At 69.4% G+C, this 14,844-nt stretch carries 13 protein-coding genes; 7 read left to right on the forward strand and 6 right to left on the reverse strand.

What is annotated here, in order from left to right; all coding sequences use genetic code 11:
- The first annotated feature begins 71 nt into the window (after nt 1-71).
- Complete coding sequence (locus B0F77_RS25255; RefSeq protein ID WP_245848605.1) at nt 72-2,090, forward strand: NACHT domain-containing protein; 2,019 nt, start codon at nt 72-74, stop codon at nt 2,088-2,090.
- On the opposite strand, the gene B0F77_RS25260 is transcribed toward B0F77_RS25255, so the two are convergent.
- Genes B0F77_RS25260 through B0F77_RS25270 form a run of 3 tightly spaced genes read right to left on the reverse strand, consistent with a single transcriptional unit; the run spans nt 2,026 to nt 5,461 of the window.
- The gene (locus B0F77_RS25260; protein ID WP_086665461.1) at nt 2,026-4,263 is read right to left on the reverse strand and encodes an FtsX-like permease family protein; all 2,238 of its coding nucleotides are present in this window, start codon (nt 4,261-4,263) and stop codon (nt 2,026-2,028) included. The two genes, B0F77_RS25255 and B0F77_RS25260, sit on opposite strands and share 65 nt — an antisense overlap.
- Nucleotides 4,260-4,940 (reverse strand): ABC transporter ATP-binding protein, encoded by a 681-nt coding sequence (locus B0F77_RS25265; protein WP_086665462.1) that lies wholly within the window; start codon nt 4,938-4,940, stop codon nt 4,260-4,262. Before B0F77_RS25265 ends, B0F77_RS25260 begins: the two co-directional genes overlap by 4 nt.
- A complete protein-coding gene (locus B0F77_RS25270; protein ID WP_086665579.1) occupies nt 4,937-5,461 on the reverse strand; it encodes a PadR family transcriptional regulator in 525 nt (174 codons plus the stop codon). The genes B0F77_RS25265 and B0F77_RS25270 overlap by 4 nt, the downstream gene beginning before the upstream one ends.
- Nucleotides 5,462-5,547: 86 nt before the next feature.
- Here B0F77_RS25270 and B0F77_RS49100 point away from each other — a divergent pair, with 86 nt between their 5' ends.
- Complete coding sequence (locus B0F77_RS49100) at nt 5,548-6,048, forward strand: CGNR zinc finger domain-containing protein (RefSeq protein ID WP_245848606.1); 501 nt, start codon at nt 5,548-5,550, stop codon at nt 6,046-6,048.
- Here the strand turns inward: B0F77_RS49100 and B0F77_RS25280 are convergent.
- Both B0F77_RS25280 and B0F77_RS25285 read right to left on the reverse strand, forming a co-directional pair.
- Nucleotides 6,021-7,268: a DUF445 domain-containing protein gene (locus B0F77_RS25280; RefSeq protein WP_425435718.1), complete on the reverse strand. Its 1,248-nt coding sequence runs from the start codon at nt 7,266-7,268 to the stop codon at nt 6,021-6,023. The two genes, B0F77_RS49100 and B0F77_RS25280, sit on opposite strands and share 28 nt — an antisense overlap.
- A gap of 122 nt (nt 7,269-7,390) precedes the next feature.
- Complete coding sequence (locus B0F77_RS25285; protein WP_086665463.1) at nt 7,391-8,533, reverse strand: RNA-guided endonuclease InsQ/TnpB family protein; 1,143 nt, start codon at nt 8,531-8,533, stop codon at nt 7,391-7,393.
- 87 nt (nt 8,534-8,620) lie between these two features.
- Between B0F77_RS25285 and B0F77_RS25290 the strand changes: the two genes are divergently transcribed.
- From B0F77_RS25290 to B0F77_RS25305, 4 genes are all read left to right on the forward strand, one after another.
- Nucleotides 8,621-9,784 carry a pyridoxal phosphate-dependent aminotransferase gene (locus tag B0F77_RS25290; protein ID WP_086665464.1) on the forward strand — a complete coding sequence of 388 codons (1,164 nt, stop codon included), beginning with the start codon at nt 8,621-8,623 and terminating at the stop codon, nt 9,782-9,784.
- 96 nt (nt 9,785-9,880) lie between these two features.
- Entirely contained in the window at nt 9,881-10,411 is a 531-nt protein-coding gene (locus B0F77_RS25295) for an RNA polymerase sigma factor (RefSeq protein WP_086665465.1), read from the forward strand.
- Nucleotides 10,408-10,779, forward strand: coding sequence for a hypothetical protein (locus B0F77_RS25300; protein WP_086665466.1), 372 nt, complete (start codon nt 10,408-10,410; stop codon nt 10,777-10,779). Before B0F77_RS25295 ends, B0F77_RS25300 begins: the two co-directional genes overlap by 4 nt.
- Nucleotides 10,776-12,767, forward strand: coding sequence for a CHAT domain-containing protein (locus B0F77_RS25305; protein WP_086665467.1), 1,992 nt, complete (start codon nt 10,776-10,778; stop codon nt 12,765-12,767). Before B0F77_RS25300 ends, B0F77_RS25305 begins: the two co-directional genes overlap by 4 nt.
- Here the strand turns inward: B0F77_RS25305 and B0F77_RS25310 are convergent.
- Nucleotides 12,737-13,423: a S8/S53 family peptidase gene (locus B0F77_RS25310; protein WP_143466900.1), complete on the reverse strand. Its 687-nt coding sequence runs from the start codon at nt 13,421-13,423 to the stop codon at nt 12,737-12,739. The genes B0F77_RS25305 and B0F77_RS25310 overlap by 31 nt on opposite strands.
- Nucleotides 13,424-13,829: 406 nt before the next feature.
- Here B0F77_RS25310 and B0F77_RS25315 point away from each other — a divergent pair, with 406 nt between their 5' ends.
- Entirely contained in the window at nt 13,830-14,615 is a 786-nt protein-coding gene (locus B0F77_RS25315) for a hypothetical protein (protein ID WP_086665469.1), read from the forward strand.
- Nucleotides 14,616-14,844 lie beyond the last annotated feature (229 nt).

Raw genomic sequence — 14,844 nt, forward strand, 5'->3', positions numbered from 1 at the left:
TCAAGAACGAACGTCACGACACGGGTCACTGAATCGACACCTGACGGATGCGGTGCGTCATGATGCGACGCATGTCCAGATTCCGCCAGCAGGCATTGCTGGCCGGCTGCGTGCTGACCGCGTTGCTCACCGCGGCAGGTCTGTTCGTGACCGACCACGGCATCAACCCGCATTTGTGGCTGATCGTTCTGGCACTGGCGTTTCTCGTGTTCCTAGCGGTCCTGGACCCGTGGGTCCGCCGCCGGCACAACGCCGAGCTCAGCAGCGACGAGCACCTCGACGCCGCGTGCCGGGCACTGGCGATCGGGCTGCAGGCGCAGTGGAACGACGAGGTGCGCTCGCGCGGCCTCACCGACCCGGACGTGCTTGACCTGCACTGGACCGCGGCCGAGCTGGACATGAGCGACGAGCCGGACGCGCCGCCCGGACGCAGTGACGCGGTGGTCGGCGCGTTCGAACGGCAGATCAACCGCAGGATGGTGATCGTCGGCGAGGCGGGCACCGGCAAGACGACCGTCGCGATGCTGCTGACGTGCGGCCTGCTGGACCGCTACGACGGCGGCATGGTGCCGGTCCTGCTGCCGCTGTCGACGTGGAACCCGGCGGTCGAGGACATCCGCACGTGGCTCACGCGCAGGCTGTACGAGGACCACCCGGCGTTGCGCAACACCGAGCTGTACGGCAGCTACGCCGGCGACCTGCTGGTCGAGCAGCACAAGGTCCTGCCCGTGCTCGACGGCCTCGACGACATCCCGGCCCACCAGCGCGCGGACGCGCTCGCCCGGATCGCGAAGGCGTTCCCCGCCAAGCGCCCGCTGGTGCTGACCTGCCGCACCGCCGAGTACGCGCAGTCCGTTCACCTCGCCGGACCGCTGCCCGGCGCGGACGTCGTCGAACTGGCGCCCCTCGACCTGGAGGAGGTCGCCGCCTACCTGCGGGCCAGCGCGGACACCGTGGGCGCGGCGCGGTGGGAGCCGGTGTTCATCCAGCTGCGCGAGGAACCGGACGGCCGGCTCGCCGACGCGTTGTCCACGCCGCTGACGATGTGGCTGGCCAGCATGGTCTACGCGGACAACGAGGCCGAGCCGACCGAACTGCTCGACCGCGGCCGTTTCCCGGACGCGCGGGCGATCTCCGACCACCTCTGCGACGAGCTGGTGTCCAGGGCGTTCGGCAACCGCGCGTTCGCGCACCACGCCAAGGCCACGCAGGTCTGGCCGCGCGACCGGGCCCGCCGCTGGCTCGAGTTCCTCGCCCACGAGATGCGCGACCGGGGCATCCGCGAACTGGCCTGGTGGGAGCTGCGCCGGTCGGTCGGCAGCACGTGGCTCGCGCTGCTCGGCGCGCTGGTGCTGGGCGCGATCGGCGGGTTCGGCGTCGGCTGGCTGATGGCGTACTCGATCACGCCGTCACTCGCCCCGATCACCGGTCTGGTCGCGGGCATCGGCGTCGGCGCGGCCGCGCTGACCGCGTCGCAGGAACGCAAAGCCAAGCCGCGCCTGGGCATCTGGCGCAGTCTGCTGCTCGTGCCCGGTGTGCTCGGGCTCGCGGCCGGACTCGTCTTCGGGGCCCTGTACGGACTTTCCGCCGGTCTCGTGGTCGGACTCGGTCTCGCCGTGGCGGTCGCGCTGCGGTTCGCGTTGTCGAGCGCCGCCGAGCTGTCACAGGCGTCCAGTCCTCAGTGGACGATGGCGCGCGACCGGATCGCGGTGTGGACCGGATCTCTGGTGCTGGCCGTGGTGTTCGGTTCGGCGGCGGCACTGGTGTTCGGGCCCGGCCAGACCGGAATGGTCGGGCTGGGGCTCGCGTCCGGGCTGATGCTCGGCTTCGCGCTGGCCGTGCTGCACCTGCGCTGGTGGTGGTTCACCGTGGCGCGGATCTGGCTGGCACTGCGCGGAAAACTGCCCTGGGAGCTGATGGTCTTCCTCGAGGACGCGCGCAGGCTGGGCGTGCTCTGCCGGGCGGGGGCCTGCTACCAGTTCCGGCACGGACTGGTGCAGGACCGCCTGGCAGAGCACGAGGTCACTACTCGGTCCGCAACCCAAGTGCTCCGGTCGCCCTTCTCAGCGAAGGCAACGTCAGAGCAGTGACCAGCACGACCAGCCCCACCGAGATGCCGGTGACGATCCCGATGCCCGCCCAGTCGTAGGCCACCTCGCTGCCGAACACCCGTGTGACGAGCACGCCGAGCAGGATGCCGGTGGCGACCGACACCACCGTGGAGATCACCAACGGGATCGCGTTCTGCCACACCAGCGACCGGGCGAGCGTGCCGCGCGGCACCCCGCTGGCGGCCATGACGGCGAGCGGACGGCGTCGTTCCCGCACCTGTTCCAGCCCCACGACCAGCAGCGACGCCCCGGCGAGCAACAACGTGAGCAGCGCGGCCGCGTAGAGCGCCCTGCGCACCGCGAAGAAGACCTGCTCGATCTCGTCGATGTCGTCCTGGCCGACGTAGTAGGTGAACACCCGCCACGCGTAGGGCGCGATGGCGTTGCGCACGTGCTCCGCGACGTCGGGCAATGCCGGGTCCAGCTGGGCCTGCAACTCGGTCCTGCCCTTGACGACGCCGAAGCCCTTGGCCGCGGCGGGCGTGAGGTAGAGACCGGGGCGGGCACCGTTCGCCTGCTCGACCGCGGGCACCGTCCACCTGGCGCCGCTGTCCTCGACCTCGATCGAGTCGCCGGCCTCGGGGTTGGTCCCGCCGGAGGCTTCTCGCACGACGTACGCCTTGCCGTCCGTGCAGTGCGTGATGCTCGCCATCGACTGAAGCACGGAGCACGGCCCGATGCCGATGTCGATGTACCCGTGAGCGGGCAACGTCCCGTACGTGCGCGTCAGTTCGTGCACACCGATCACGCCCTTGGCGCCGGCCAGCAGGCCTGGCAGTTCCGGCTGGATACTGGGCTCGCTCACGGTGACAGAGAGGTAGTTGTAGTTCACCTCCCGCCTCTCGTCGGCCTTCACCTCGTGCTCGACGCCCGCGAGGATCACCTGCAGCGTCACCGTGCCGGCGAGCACCACCGCCACACCGCCGACGACCCGCGCCGCCGTGCCCGCGTCGAGCTGCAACCGCCGCACGGCCAGTTGCAGCGCGGGCGTGGCGCCCCGCACCCGGTAGACGACCCGTTCGACCAGCCACGGCAGCAGCACCGGGATGGCGAACATCAGCAACACGACACCGCCCACGACCGGCCACTGTGCGGGCTTCGACGTCTCGTCGAGCCTGCCGAACTGGCTCGCCAGCAGCGCCGCGCCGACCAGCGCCGGCACGACCCGCCACCACAGCCTGCGCTTCACCGGCTTCTGCTCGCGCACCACCCCGAGCGGTTCGATGATCGTCCGGCGCATGGCGAACACCGAGGTCAGCACGGCCAGCACCGGCACCGCGACGACCACGACGAGCGTCAACGGCAACGTCGGCGTGAGATCGCTCGGGAACACCGCGAGCTCGGCGATCGGGATGTCGTCGGCGAACGGCCGGAGCGCGAACAGCAGCCCGAACCCGATCACGAGCCCCACCAGCGCACCGGCCAGCGCCTCACCGGAGGCGATCAGCCGCACCCGCGTGGCACCGGCCCCGACCAGCCGCAACGCCGCCAGCCTGCGGTCGCGCTGAGCCGCGGCGAGCCTGGTGGAGACGCTGACGAACACCAGCACCGGGAACAGCAGCACGACCGCGCCGACGATGCTGAGCATCAACAGGATCGTCGGCAGCCCGCCACCAGGGCGGGTGCCGCCGAACGCGTAGACCTGGTTGCCCGGGTTCTGCTCGATCGACGCGTCGCCAGCGAGGAACCGCAGGTCCTGCGGCCCCGTCAGGCCTTCCTGGGTGAACGTGCCGATGATCTTCTGCGGGAACCTCGGCCGCAGCAGCTCACCCTCCGGACCGGCCAGCAACGCCGCGAGCTTCGGTGACACGACGACCTCGCCGTCGGCCGGCAACCGCTCCACACCGGGCGGCTTGGGCGCGTCCGGCCGGAGGACGCGGACGTAGGAGCCCATGACGTAGTCGGAGCGGAACGCCACCGACGAGGTCTCCAGCAGCAGCGGCGCGGCCCCGGTGCCCTTGGCCACGACGTCGCGACCGTCCGCGCGCAGGTCGCGGTTGCCGAACGCGGTCGGGATCGACGCGGCGAGCAGCAGCACCGCCACGCACATGCCTATGCCGATGCCTTGGAGCAGGAGCCTCACCCAGGACTTCCGGCTGCCCCCGACGGCCAGCCGGACGCCCAGGGCGAGGTCGCTCAGGACGCGGTTCACCTGACGAACTCCACGTCCCGCGCACGACCGTCCCGCACCACGACCTCGCGGTCCGAGTACGCGGCGACCCGCGGCTCGTGCGTGACCAGCACGACCGCCGCGCCGGTCTCCCTGGCCGCGGTCGTGAGCAGGTGCATCACCCGCTCGCCGTTGAGCGAGTCGAGCGCGCCGGTCGGTTCGTCGGCGAAGATCACCTTCGGTGCCGTGACCAGCGCGCGGGCCACCGCCACGCGTTGCCCCTGACCACCAGAGGTCTCGCCGGGCCGCTGGTCGGCGACGGTGTCGACCTCCAGCCGGGCCATCCACACCTGCGCGGCCCGTTCGGCGTCCCTGCGCTTCATGCCGCTCAGCCGCAGTGGCAGGGCGACGTTCTCCAGGCAGGTCAGCTCCGGCACCAGCTGACCGAACTGGAAGACGAACCCGAACTCGGTCCGCCGCAGTTCGCTGCGCGCGCCGTCGTTCATGGCGGTCAGCTCTCGGTCTCGGTAGGTCACCGTGCCGGTGTCCGGCGGCAGGATCCCCGCGAGGCAGTGCAGCAGGGTGGACTTGCCGGACCCGGACGGGCCCATGATCGCGACGACCTCGCCCTCGCGGATCGAGATGTCGGCACCGTCCAGCGCGTTCGTCTTCCCGAACGACTTGTGGAGGCCCTCAGCGCTGAGCAGGGTGTTCGTCATCGGGCCACCTCCTCGGCGAGTTTGTCGAGGCGCGCCGCGGTCAGTTCGAGCCACCGCAGGTCCGCTTCGAGGTGGAACAGGGCGAAGTCGCAGATGAGCTGGTCGGCGAGGTCGCCGTCGCCCTTGCGCCTGGTCAGCTCGCGCATCGTGTCGAGATGCGCCGAGCGTTGGGTGTCGAGCACCTCCGCGGCGCTGCGGCCGGACAGCAGCGCCAGCACCACCTTCGCGTAGAGCGTGTTCTGCAGGTACGGCTCTGGCTTCTCCGGCGTGCCGAGCCAGCGCTCCACATCAGTGACCCCGGCGTCCGTGATCGCGTACCGCTTGCGCTCCGGACCGTCGCCGGCCTCGACGCCGGCCTCGGTCACGAAGCCGTTCTTCAGCAACCTCGACAGGGTCGAATACACCTGTCCGTAGTGCAACGGCCGGTCCTGCCCAAAGCGCTCGTCGTAGGCGCGCTTGAGGTCGTAACCATGCCTTGGACCGCCTTCTAGCAGGCCCAACAGTGCGTGTCCGATCGACATGAGAAGCACTATACACACCATGTATACACCGGGTGTATTCATCAGATGCCCTGACGGGCCACCGCCGTGGCGCCTACAGTGGTGGGGTGACTGGTCTGACTGTCGGCTGGGATCACGACGTCGAGCTGCTGCTCGACTTCCTGAACACTCGACACGTACTGGACAGTGAAGCCTCCTGGCGCGCATGGGTGACCGAGCGCGGCCTCGGGCGGAGCGGGGAAATCGCACAGGCGCGCGCCGCGAGAGCGGCGCTGCGGTCGTCGATCGAGGGGTCCTCAGGGCCCCAGACCGCGGCCGGTGTGGTTCACATCGAGCTGACCGACGGCGTCCCGATGCTGGCGAGCGCGGACGCTCTCGGCGCGGTGCTCGCCGCGTCGGCCCGCCTCGCCGTGCTGGGTTCCTGGGAGCGCCTCAAGATCTGTCCGGCCGACGACTGCCTGCGTGCGTTCTTCGACCGCTCCCGCAACCGCTCGCGCACCTGGTGCTCGATGCAGGTGTGCGGCAACCGGGAGAAAGCGCGCACGTTCCGAAAACGGACACGCGCCCAGAACACGGAACTTCAGAACAGCACGTTGGCCACCGTGTAGATCACCAGGCCGGCCAGCGCGCCGACCACGGTGCCGTTGATCCGGATGAACTGCAGGTCCCTGCCGACCTGCAGTTCGATCTTGCGCGAGGTCTCCTCCGCGTCCCACCGCTCGACGGTGTCGGTGATCAGCGTGGTGATCTCCGCGCGGTAGTTGCCGACGACGTACCCGGCGGCCTGCTCCAGCCAGCCGTCGACCTTGGCGCGCAGTTCCGGGTCGTCGGTGAGGTTGGTGCCGAGCGTGATCAGGCCCTGCGTGACGCGCTTGCGGAGTTCGCTCGACGGGTCCTCGGCGGCATCGATCAGCATCTTCTTGGCCGTGCCCCAAGCACTGTCGATCAGCTTCTGGACGTCCGGATGCGTGATCACCTGCTGCTTGACCTGCTCGGCCCGCTGCATGGTGGCCTCGTCGGTCTGCATGTCCGAGGAGAACTCGAGCAGGAACTGGTCCACCGCGAGCCGCATCGGGTGGTTGACGTCGGTCTTCACCGCCCAGGCGAAGTTGACCAGCTCGGTGTAGACCTTGTCGCCGAGCATGGCGTCGACGAACTTGGGCGACCACGTGGGCGCGCGGTCCGTGACGATCAGGCTGACCTTGTCGTAGTTGTCCCGCACCCACTCGTACGCGCGGTCGCACATCAGGTCGACGAGCTTGTGGTGCGCGCCGTCGGTGAGCACCTGGTTGAGCAGCTTGCCGAGCGGCGGTCCCCAGGGCTGTGCGGTGATGCGTTTGACGATCGCGTGCTCCAGGACGGCCTGGACCTCTTCGTCCTTGAGCACGGTGATCGCGCCCTTGATGACGTTCGCGAGCTCGTTGGTGATGCGTTCGGCGTTCTCCGGCTGCTTGACCCACGCGCCGGCCCGCTCCGCGATGCCCGCTCGCCTCAGCTTGTCCTGCACGACCTCGGGACTGAGGAAGTTGACGCCCACGAAGTCACCGAGCGTCTGGCCGAACATGTTCTTGCGTTCCGGGATGATCGCGGTGTGCGGGATGGGCAGGCCGAGCGGCCGGCGGAACAGCGCCGTGACGGCGAACCAGTCCGCGAGCGCGCCGACCATGCCGGCCTCCGCGGCCGCTCGCACGTACCCGACCCAGGCGCCCTCGAAGGCGTGCGTGCCGAAGAAGATGACCGTGGCCCCGACGAGGAAGCTCGTCGCGACGAGCTTCATCTTGCGCAGGTCGGTGCGCTTCTGCTGGTCAGCGGCGGTCAGTTGCTCCACAACGCCATTGTCCGTCAACTTCTCGGCTTGAGGGTTGAGCTGACCGCTCAACTGGTTCAAGCCGGGGTCGCGTTCTCTGCCCACCACTGGCTGTGGAGGACAGGCCGCATCAACCGCCGCGCTCAGGCAGCCGGTTCGGGCACGTTGACAGGTACCCACGCTGAGCGTGCGCGGTTGCGCACGTTGATCGCAGCGACGTGATCGGCAGGCCCAGCGAGGCCGCACTGGCGACAGCGAAAGAGGTCGCGACTGGTTCTGTTGTTGCGCGCCGTGTGCCCACAACCTGGGCACATCTGCGAGGTGTAGCGCGGATCGATGGTGATCACCCGCACACCGACGCGCTTGGCCTTGTATTCGATGAATGCGCCGAGCTGCTGAAACGGCCAGGAGGAATGGATGGCTCGCTGGTCGCGCCGAGGCCGTACCCGATCGCGGATGCCGCTCAGGTCTTCGAGGGCGACACCACGGCCGGTGCGTTTCGCGACAGCCACCAACTCCTTGGCGATGGCGTGGTTGAGATGAGTCACATGACGATGTTCCCGACGAGCACGCCGACGGAGCCGACGAGTCGCTGACTTGGTGCGCCGGGCCTCCAACTCTGCGCGCTTTCGCACCTGCCACCGCCGATAGCGCCGCAGTCGACGACCTTGAAAGTTCGTTCCGTCCGAGGTGGTCGCGAGGTTGACGATGCCGCGATCCACTCCGATCCAGTCACCCGGCTCGGATGACGGGGGTTCCGGCACATCACAGGTGGCGATCAGCAGCCACTTACCGTCACGCAGTACCAAGTCGGATTCGCCTTCGCGATGTGCGACGAGCGCTGCGAGCTGACTGGAATGCCCTGCGTACCGAACACCCTTCAACCGACCCGCTGTAGTCCAGATCGACACCGTCCGAGCTTCGTGCTGCCACGAAAGCATGCGGTCGTCGAACGGCTGTGCTGCACCTTCACGAAACTTGATCGGCTTGCTCTCAGCCTTGAGCCGACGGAGGCCTGTCAAATGCCCGGTGCGGATGCTCGCGCGCAGGCTGGCATACGCATCGACCACCTTCTTCACCGTCCGCACCGACGCCTGAGCCCCCAGCCCAGATCCCCGCATCTCGCCGTAGACCAACTTCTGCAGGTCATTGCGGGAATGCACGCCCCGTTCGAACGCCACACACGACGCCCGGTCCGCTGCCGCGTTGCACGCGAGCAGAGTCGCCTCAAGTGCAGCAGCCTGAGCGGCACACGGCAGCAGGCGAACTTGGACGACGATCTTCACATCATGAGCGTAGAACACACGTTCGATTCCTGATCGCCAAGGGGCCGGGCTTCCCTCAAGACGAGATTCAGGTCAAGATCCTGCGTTGTGCGGGTACCAGCGCTAGTTCCCCGGTTGCAGCCGTTCACGTCGACCATCTTCGCGGAGATGACGGCGTTGGCCGTGCAGCACGACGCCGTCAACCTCGGTCAGGGCTTCCCCGACACCGACGGTCCGGCGTCGATGCTCGCGGCCGCCCAGTCCGCGATCGCGTCCGGCGTGAACCAGTACCCGCCCGGCCCCGGCATGCCGGTGCTGCGCAACGCGGTGGCCGCGCACCGGTCGCGGTACGGGCTCTCGTACGACCCGGACACCGAGATCCTGGTGACGGTCGGTGCCACCGAGGCGATCGCGGCGTCGCTGCTGGCGCTGGTCGAGGCCGGCGACGAGGTCATCCTGATCGAGCCGTACTACGACTCCTACGCCGCCTCCGTGGCGATGGCCGGGGCGACGCGGGTGACGGTCGGCCTGCGCGAGGACTCCTCTGGCCGGCTCGCGTTGGACGTGGACGCTCTGCGCGCGGCCGTGACGCCGCGGACGCGGGCGATCCTGGTCAACTCGCCGCACAACCCGACCGGGACCGTGTTCCGCTTGGAGGAGCTCCAAGCGATCGCCTCCCTGTGCGTCGAGCACGACCTGCTGGCGATCACCGACGAGGTGTACGAGCACCTGGTGTTCGACGGCCTCGTGCACATCCCGCTGGCCTCGCTGCCGGGGATGTCCTCGCGCACCCTGTCGATCTCCGGTGCCGGCAAGACGTTCAACTGCACCGGCTGGAAGATCGGCTGGGTGTGCGGTCCGGCCGAGCTGGTCGGCGCGGTCCGGGCGGCCAAGCAGTTCATGACGTTCGTGGGCGGGGCGCCGTTCCAGCCCGCCGTCGCCCACGCCCTGACCACCGAACTGGACTGGGTCGGCGAACTGCGTGACTCGCTGTCCTCGAAGCGCGCCCGGCTGGCCGAGGGTCTGCGCGCGGCCGGGTTCGAGGTGCGGTCGTCCGAGGGCACGTACTTCATCTGCGCCGACGTCCGGCCGCTCGGGTACACGGACGGCCTGGCCTTGTGCCGTGACCTGCCGGCTCGAATCGGCGTCACCGCGGTGCCCGTCCAGGTGTTCACCGACCGGCCCGACCAGTGGCAGCACCTGATCCGGTTCGCGTTCTGCAAGCAGGACGCGGTGATCGACGAAGCGGTGGAGCGCCTCCACAAGCTGTAGTTGTCCACAGGTGTGGATGAGTTCCTCCACAGGTGTGGACAACGCACTTTCGGGTGAGACGGGGAGCCTCGGCACCGGGGTTCGACTCCAAATGGCATGGACTCGAACACAGAGGTTCTCCGCGGCTGGCGCACGGGCCTGCACGGCTGGGACGCGCTTGTCGAACGCTACTCGCGGCTGGTCTGGTCGGTGCCCAGATCGTTCCGTCTGAGCCACACCGACGCCGCCGATGTCTATCAGTGCACCTGGCTCTGCCTGGCCGAACACCTGACTCGCCTCCGAGAGCCCGACCACCTCGGCACATGGCTGGTCCGTACCGCCACCCGGCAGTCGATCGCCGTGGTGCGAGCGCGCGGGCGTGAGGTGCCGTACGACCTGTGGGAGCCGGAATCCCCTCTGCCAGCGCCCGAGGAGGTCGTGTTGACCAACGACCGGCAGCGGCGGTTGTGGGCCGCGTTGATGACGTTGAACGAGCGGTGTCAGCGGCTGTTGCGGATCGCTGCCCACAGCCCTGAGCTGAGTTATGCACAGGTTGCCGACGCCCTGGGGATAAAGGTGGGGAGCGTTGGCTCGACGCGCAGCCGGTGCCTTGCTGACCTGCGGCGGAAGGTGGGGGACCTGCGATGAGGGACTCGTTGCTCGACGAGATCGCCGACCTGTTCAGCACCGACGCTCCGCCGCCCGTCCTGGCACCGCACGCGACCGGCCTCGACCCGATGGACCCTGTGGACGAACCTGTCCGTGGCCCGTCCCGGCAGCTGGTGTTCCACGTCGGCGTCGGCCGGATGTATCTGCAGCTCGACTCCGCACCGGACGGCCTGCGCCTGACCGGCGTGCTCGACGACAAGGGCGTGTCCGTCGAGGTCCGCTCGCCCACCACGACCCAGGCACTCCGCCCGGACGCCGAGGGGTGGTTCCGCGCCGACGTCCGGCCCGGTCCGTTGTGCGTGACCGTGCCCGAGCTGGGGCTGACGACGGGGTGGTTCGTCGCATGAGCGCCAGCTCAGACCCGCGGACGACCATCGACACCACCGAAGTCCGGGGCACGAAAGCCCAGCGTGCCGACGCCCTGCACGACCTGAGCATCGCCCACGTCGAGTTGGGTCATCTCGACGTCGCCGCTCGGTTCGCCCAACGCGGGCTGCGGCTCACCGGTGAGGCTCGGTTTCACCTCACGCTCGCGTGGATCGACCTGGACCGCGGCCGGCGTCAGCACAGCCTCCGCCACCTGGATCGAGCCACACCGCATCTCAAAGGTCCCGAACTGGCGCGGGCGCGGTGTCTGCGCGGGCTCCACCTCTGCGGCTCGGCCGATCCCAGGCTGGCGATCGCGGAACTCACGTCGGTCATCAAGGACCTGCGGAGGTGTGGTGACGAGCGTTGGCTCGCCAACGCGTTGGTCGGCCGGGGCATTGCCCGGTGCGGCGCCACGAAACTGGCCGACGCCGATGCCGACTTCACCGCCGCGCAGAACCTGCTGCAGGCCATCGGTGAACCGCGAAGGGCGGCGATGTGCCTGCACAACAGGGGGTTCGTGGCGATGCTCGCCGGCGACCTGCCCCTCGCGCTGCGGCGGTACGAGGACGCGGCGAAGGCCGGGCTCGACTCGGCGAGCAGGCCGGAGGCGCTGGTCGACCGGGCCGAGGCGTTGCTCGCGGCCGGGCTCACGGCGGAGGCGCGGAAGGTGTTGGCGCCGGCGTTGGAACTGCTCCGCAAGTGCAATCGGCAGGTGCCGGAACTGGCGATCTTGAGTGCGCGCTGTTCGTTGCGCGACGGAGATCCGGGGCCCGCGCGCAGGCACCGCGGTTCCGACGTCGAGTTCATGCTCGCCGCCGGGAAGCTGGATGCCGTTGCGGCCCATCGGTTTCGCGGGCCGGTGCAGACGCGGGCGCTCGGCTGGCTCGCGCAGGCCCGCAGGTCTGATCGGCGCGGGACGCTGGCTGCCTGCCGGGCTGGGCTCCGGTTGCTCGACGAACACCACGGCGACTGGCCTCGCCACGAGCTGACCGGGCATGCGCTCGGGCTGGCGCGGACGGCTCGCGAGGTGCTGCGCTGGTCCGAGGAGCACCGTCGCTCGGCGCCCTTGCCTCCCAACGAACCCGAGCTCGCTCAGGCACTCACGAGACTGCGGCGGGCACGGGCGTTCGGGATGCCGTTGGAACCGTTCGAGCGCGATGTCCGCAGGCTGACCCTGGCCACGTCACCACGTGCGCGGCACGCCTCGGGCGAGCACTTCGGGCTGCCGCTGGTCAGTTTCATCTTCCACAATGGACAGATGCGGGCGGTCACCGTGCTGAACGGCCGCGCGAGCCTGCGCGACGTGCCCGACCCCGCCCGGCTGGTGGCCGAGGCCAGGCTGGCGGTCACGGCCGGAAGAACGGCGCCCGCGCTGCTGCCCGACGTCGACGAGGTCGTGGTGATCCCGGACGGCGTGCTGCACGACGTGCCGTGGGCAGCGCTCGGCCGGCGAGTCCACGTCATTCCGTCGCTGCGGCAGTGGCGACCCGCCAGCCGAGGCGGCCATCGGGTCTGGATTGCCGGGCCACGACTGCACCGTGAGGAAGTGCCTGCGCTGCAAAGAGAACTCGGCGGCACCACAGCGTCCACTGTGGACGGGGCACTGCGAGTGCTCGAAGGCTCGGGGGTCGCGCACATCGCGGCACACGGGCATGTCCACCCGGAGAACCCGTTGTTCTCCTACCTGGAACTGGAGGACGGGCCGCTCTACGGCTACGACATCGCGCGAATCCAGCACCCGCCCGAGATCGTCGTGCTGTCCGCCTGCGAGTCGGGACTGGCGCGCGCGTTTCTGGACGCGGGGACCAGAGCGGTGATCGCCAGCGTGCTGCCGGTGCCGGACGCGCAGGTCAGCGCGGCCATGGCGGAGGTGCATCGGCTCATCGATCACCCGGCCGAGGCGGCCAGAGCCGTCGCCCATCTCGGGTTCAGCTGCTACGGCACCGGGACCAGGGTGGCGGCGTGAAGAGCGGCGGCGAAGGAGGTGCCGGTGCACAGCAACTGCGTCGAACCCACCGTGGCCGGTACGTCGACGCCGTCAACAACTACGTCCACCCACGGGCCGTGCCCCGAGAACGGGGCTGAAGCGCCCACGGCCGTCACCGATGGCGAAGCAGCGGGCCACCACGGTCGAGACGAGCCGCCGTTGCCCGCGGCAGCCACGACGTTGTGACCGTAGGAGGCCAGGACCGGCGGGCACTCGTCGTTGAACGTGTACGTACCCGAGGCGACCACGACGACCGGCAGCGAGCGGGTGGCGCGCAGGGCGGCGGCAAGGGCCAGGTCGTCACCGAAGCCGCTGGCGGAGAGCACCGGGAACGGACGGACGGCGGCGCCGTGGTGGCGCAGGACGCCGGCCACCAAGGAACCGTGCGGGGCGTCGAGAGGGGTGTCGAGCAACGCGACAGTGCCCTCGCCCAGCAGTTCCGGCAGGCGTTCGCCGACCACCGGCCGGGAGGTGCCGATCATGATCGGACAGGAGAGATGGACGTGGTTCGGCGTGGCACCGACGTCTGCGGCGATGTCCACGACGTGCGCTCGTTCGGACGCTTTCAAGAACATCCGGATGGCGCCTGCTGAGATCTCCTCGTGCGAGTAGACGCCTCGCAAGCGCTTGCGCACAGTGGGTGCTTCCGGCGGCAGCACGATCAGTTCGCCCGAACGGACCAAACACTCGTTTGGACCCTCAGGATCATGCACGTGCACCGGGCCGAGGGCACTATGGGCGTGATCGACCAGCTCAGAGAGGCTGTTGACCTGCTTGGGCGTGTCCACATCGGACACCATCCCCCGCCGCGACACGGTCCACAGGGGACCGAGGCGCAATGTCACTCGATCCGATGACGACACACACGGTGTTCATGCCTGATCAGGGCAACCCGGACAGCCGCACGTGACCGCCCTTCCGAGTGTTTTGTGCCGAGTTGGTTCGCAAAGTCACTCACCAGTGCTAGACATAGCTCAACGTCGACCTCCGACGGCGCTGTGGCGTTGGCGGTGACCTCTTCGGTGGACGGGTGGTGATCCTGTGGCGAACGGTGGAGCTGGCGCACTGCTGCTGCGGGCCGCCGCGCTCGGCGGGCTGACCGCCGCCGCCTGGTTGCTGAGCGGGACGAACGCGTCCGCGAGCGCAGAGGAACCACCGGTCGTCGAGATCACCACCGAATCCGCCGCCGAGGCTCCGCAGCTGCTCGAGGATCCCGCGGGCTGGGCCAAGGCGTTCACCGCCGCGGTGATCGAACAGCACCAGCCGGCCAGGCTCGTGCCACCCGTCGCGGTCGAGCCGAGCCCGTCCCAGGAAGAGCCCCAGGAAGACGAGGGCCCTGTCCTCGACTTCACCGGTGGCACCCAGGGCAACACCCGGTCCGGCACCGTGTCGAACGAGGCCCCGCCCGAGGTGCTCAGGGTCAAGGCCGAGGTCCGCGCCGCCAAGAAGGCCGCGAAGCTCGCCGCCGCACTGCCGGCCCCGCCGCCTCCCGCGCCGCCCGTCGTGTCCGTCAAGAAGGTCGTGCCACTGCTGCCCGACCTGCCCGTGCCGGCCACCACGAAGACCGCGCCGGCGCCCGTGAGCGACCTCACCTGGACCACCCCCGGACCGGACGCGCCGCTGCCCACGCCGCAGCAGGCACCCGTGACCGCGACGGCCTCCGCGTCGTCCGGCCACACCGACAACTCCGGCGGCACGCGCGGCGTGCTCGCCGTTCTGACGTCGCACAACTCGCTGTTCCCGCCCGCCACGTGGTCGGTGGAGGAACGCAGCGACGGACGTTCGCCCGGCAGCCTTCCCGGCCTGCCGAGCACGTCACCCGACTGAGCAAGACGGGACATCTCTGCCCTCTGCGCGATTTGTGACCGTCTAGTTCCGTCGCGCCAGTAACTCCTCCTGTCATTTCCCGTTGTACGCAAGGAACCCAGTCTTCCTGACCTGCCAACCGCGCCCTGGCAGGTCGGGTCTGGTCCGAGTGCCGCGCTGCCCCCGCAGTCTCGGACCACACGGGAAACCTGCGGACGGGGGACGTCAATCCCTGGGACGTTCCCCGCCG

This window comes from Lentzea kentuckyensis (assembly GCF_002150765.1).
GTDB lineage: Bacteria > Actinomycetota > Actinomycetes > Mycobacteriales > Pseudonocardiaceae > Lentzea > Lentzea kentuckyensis.

What these genes read in the sequence shown, in the direction of transcription:
- B0F77_RS25270 (WP_086665579.1), bottom strand. Translation starts at nt 5,461, where the DNA reads ATGTCGATCGGACACGCACTGTTGGGCCTGCTAGAAGGCGGTCCAAGG.
- B0F77_RS25255 (WP_245848605.1), top strand. Translation starts at nt 72, where the DNA reads ATGTCCAGATTCCGCCAGCAGGCATTGCTGGCCGGCTGCGTGCTGACC.
- B0F77_RS25295 (WP_086665465.1), top strand. Translation starts at nt 9,881, where the DNA reads ATGGACTCGAACACAGAGGTTCTCCGCGGCTGGCGCACGGGCCTGCAC.
- B0F77_RS25305 (WP_086665467.1), top strand. Translation starts at nt 10,776, where the DNA reads ATGAGCGCCAGCTCAGACCCGCGGACGACCATCGACACCACCGAAGTC.
- B0F77_RS25265 (WP_086665462.1), bottom strand. Translation starts at nt 4,940, where the DNA reads ATGACGAACACCCTGCTCAGCGCTGAGGGCCTCCACAAGTCGTTCGGG.
- B0F77_RS25300 (WP_086665466.1), top strand. Translation starts at nt 10,408, where the DNA reads ATGAGGGACTCGTTGCTCGACGAGATCGCCGACCTGTTCAGCACCGAC.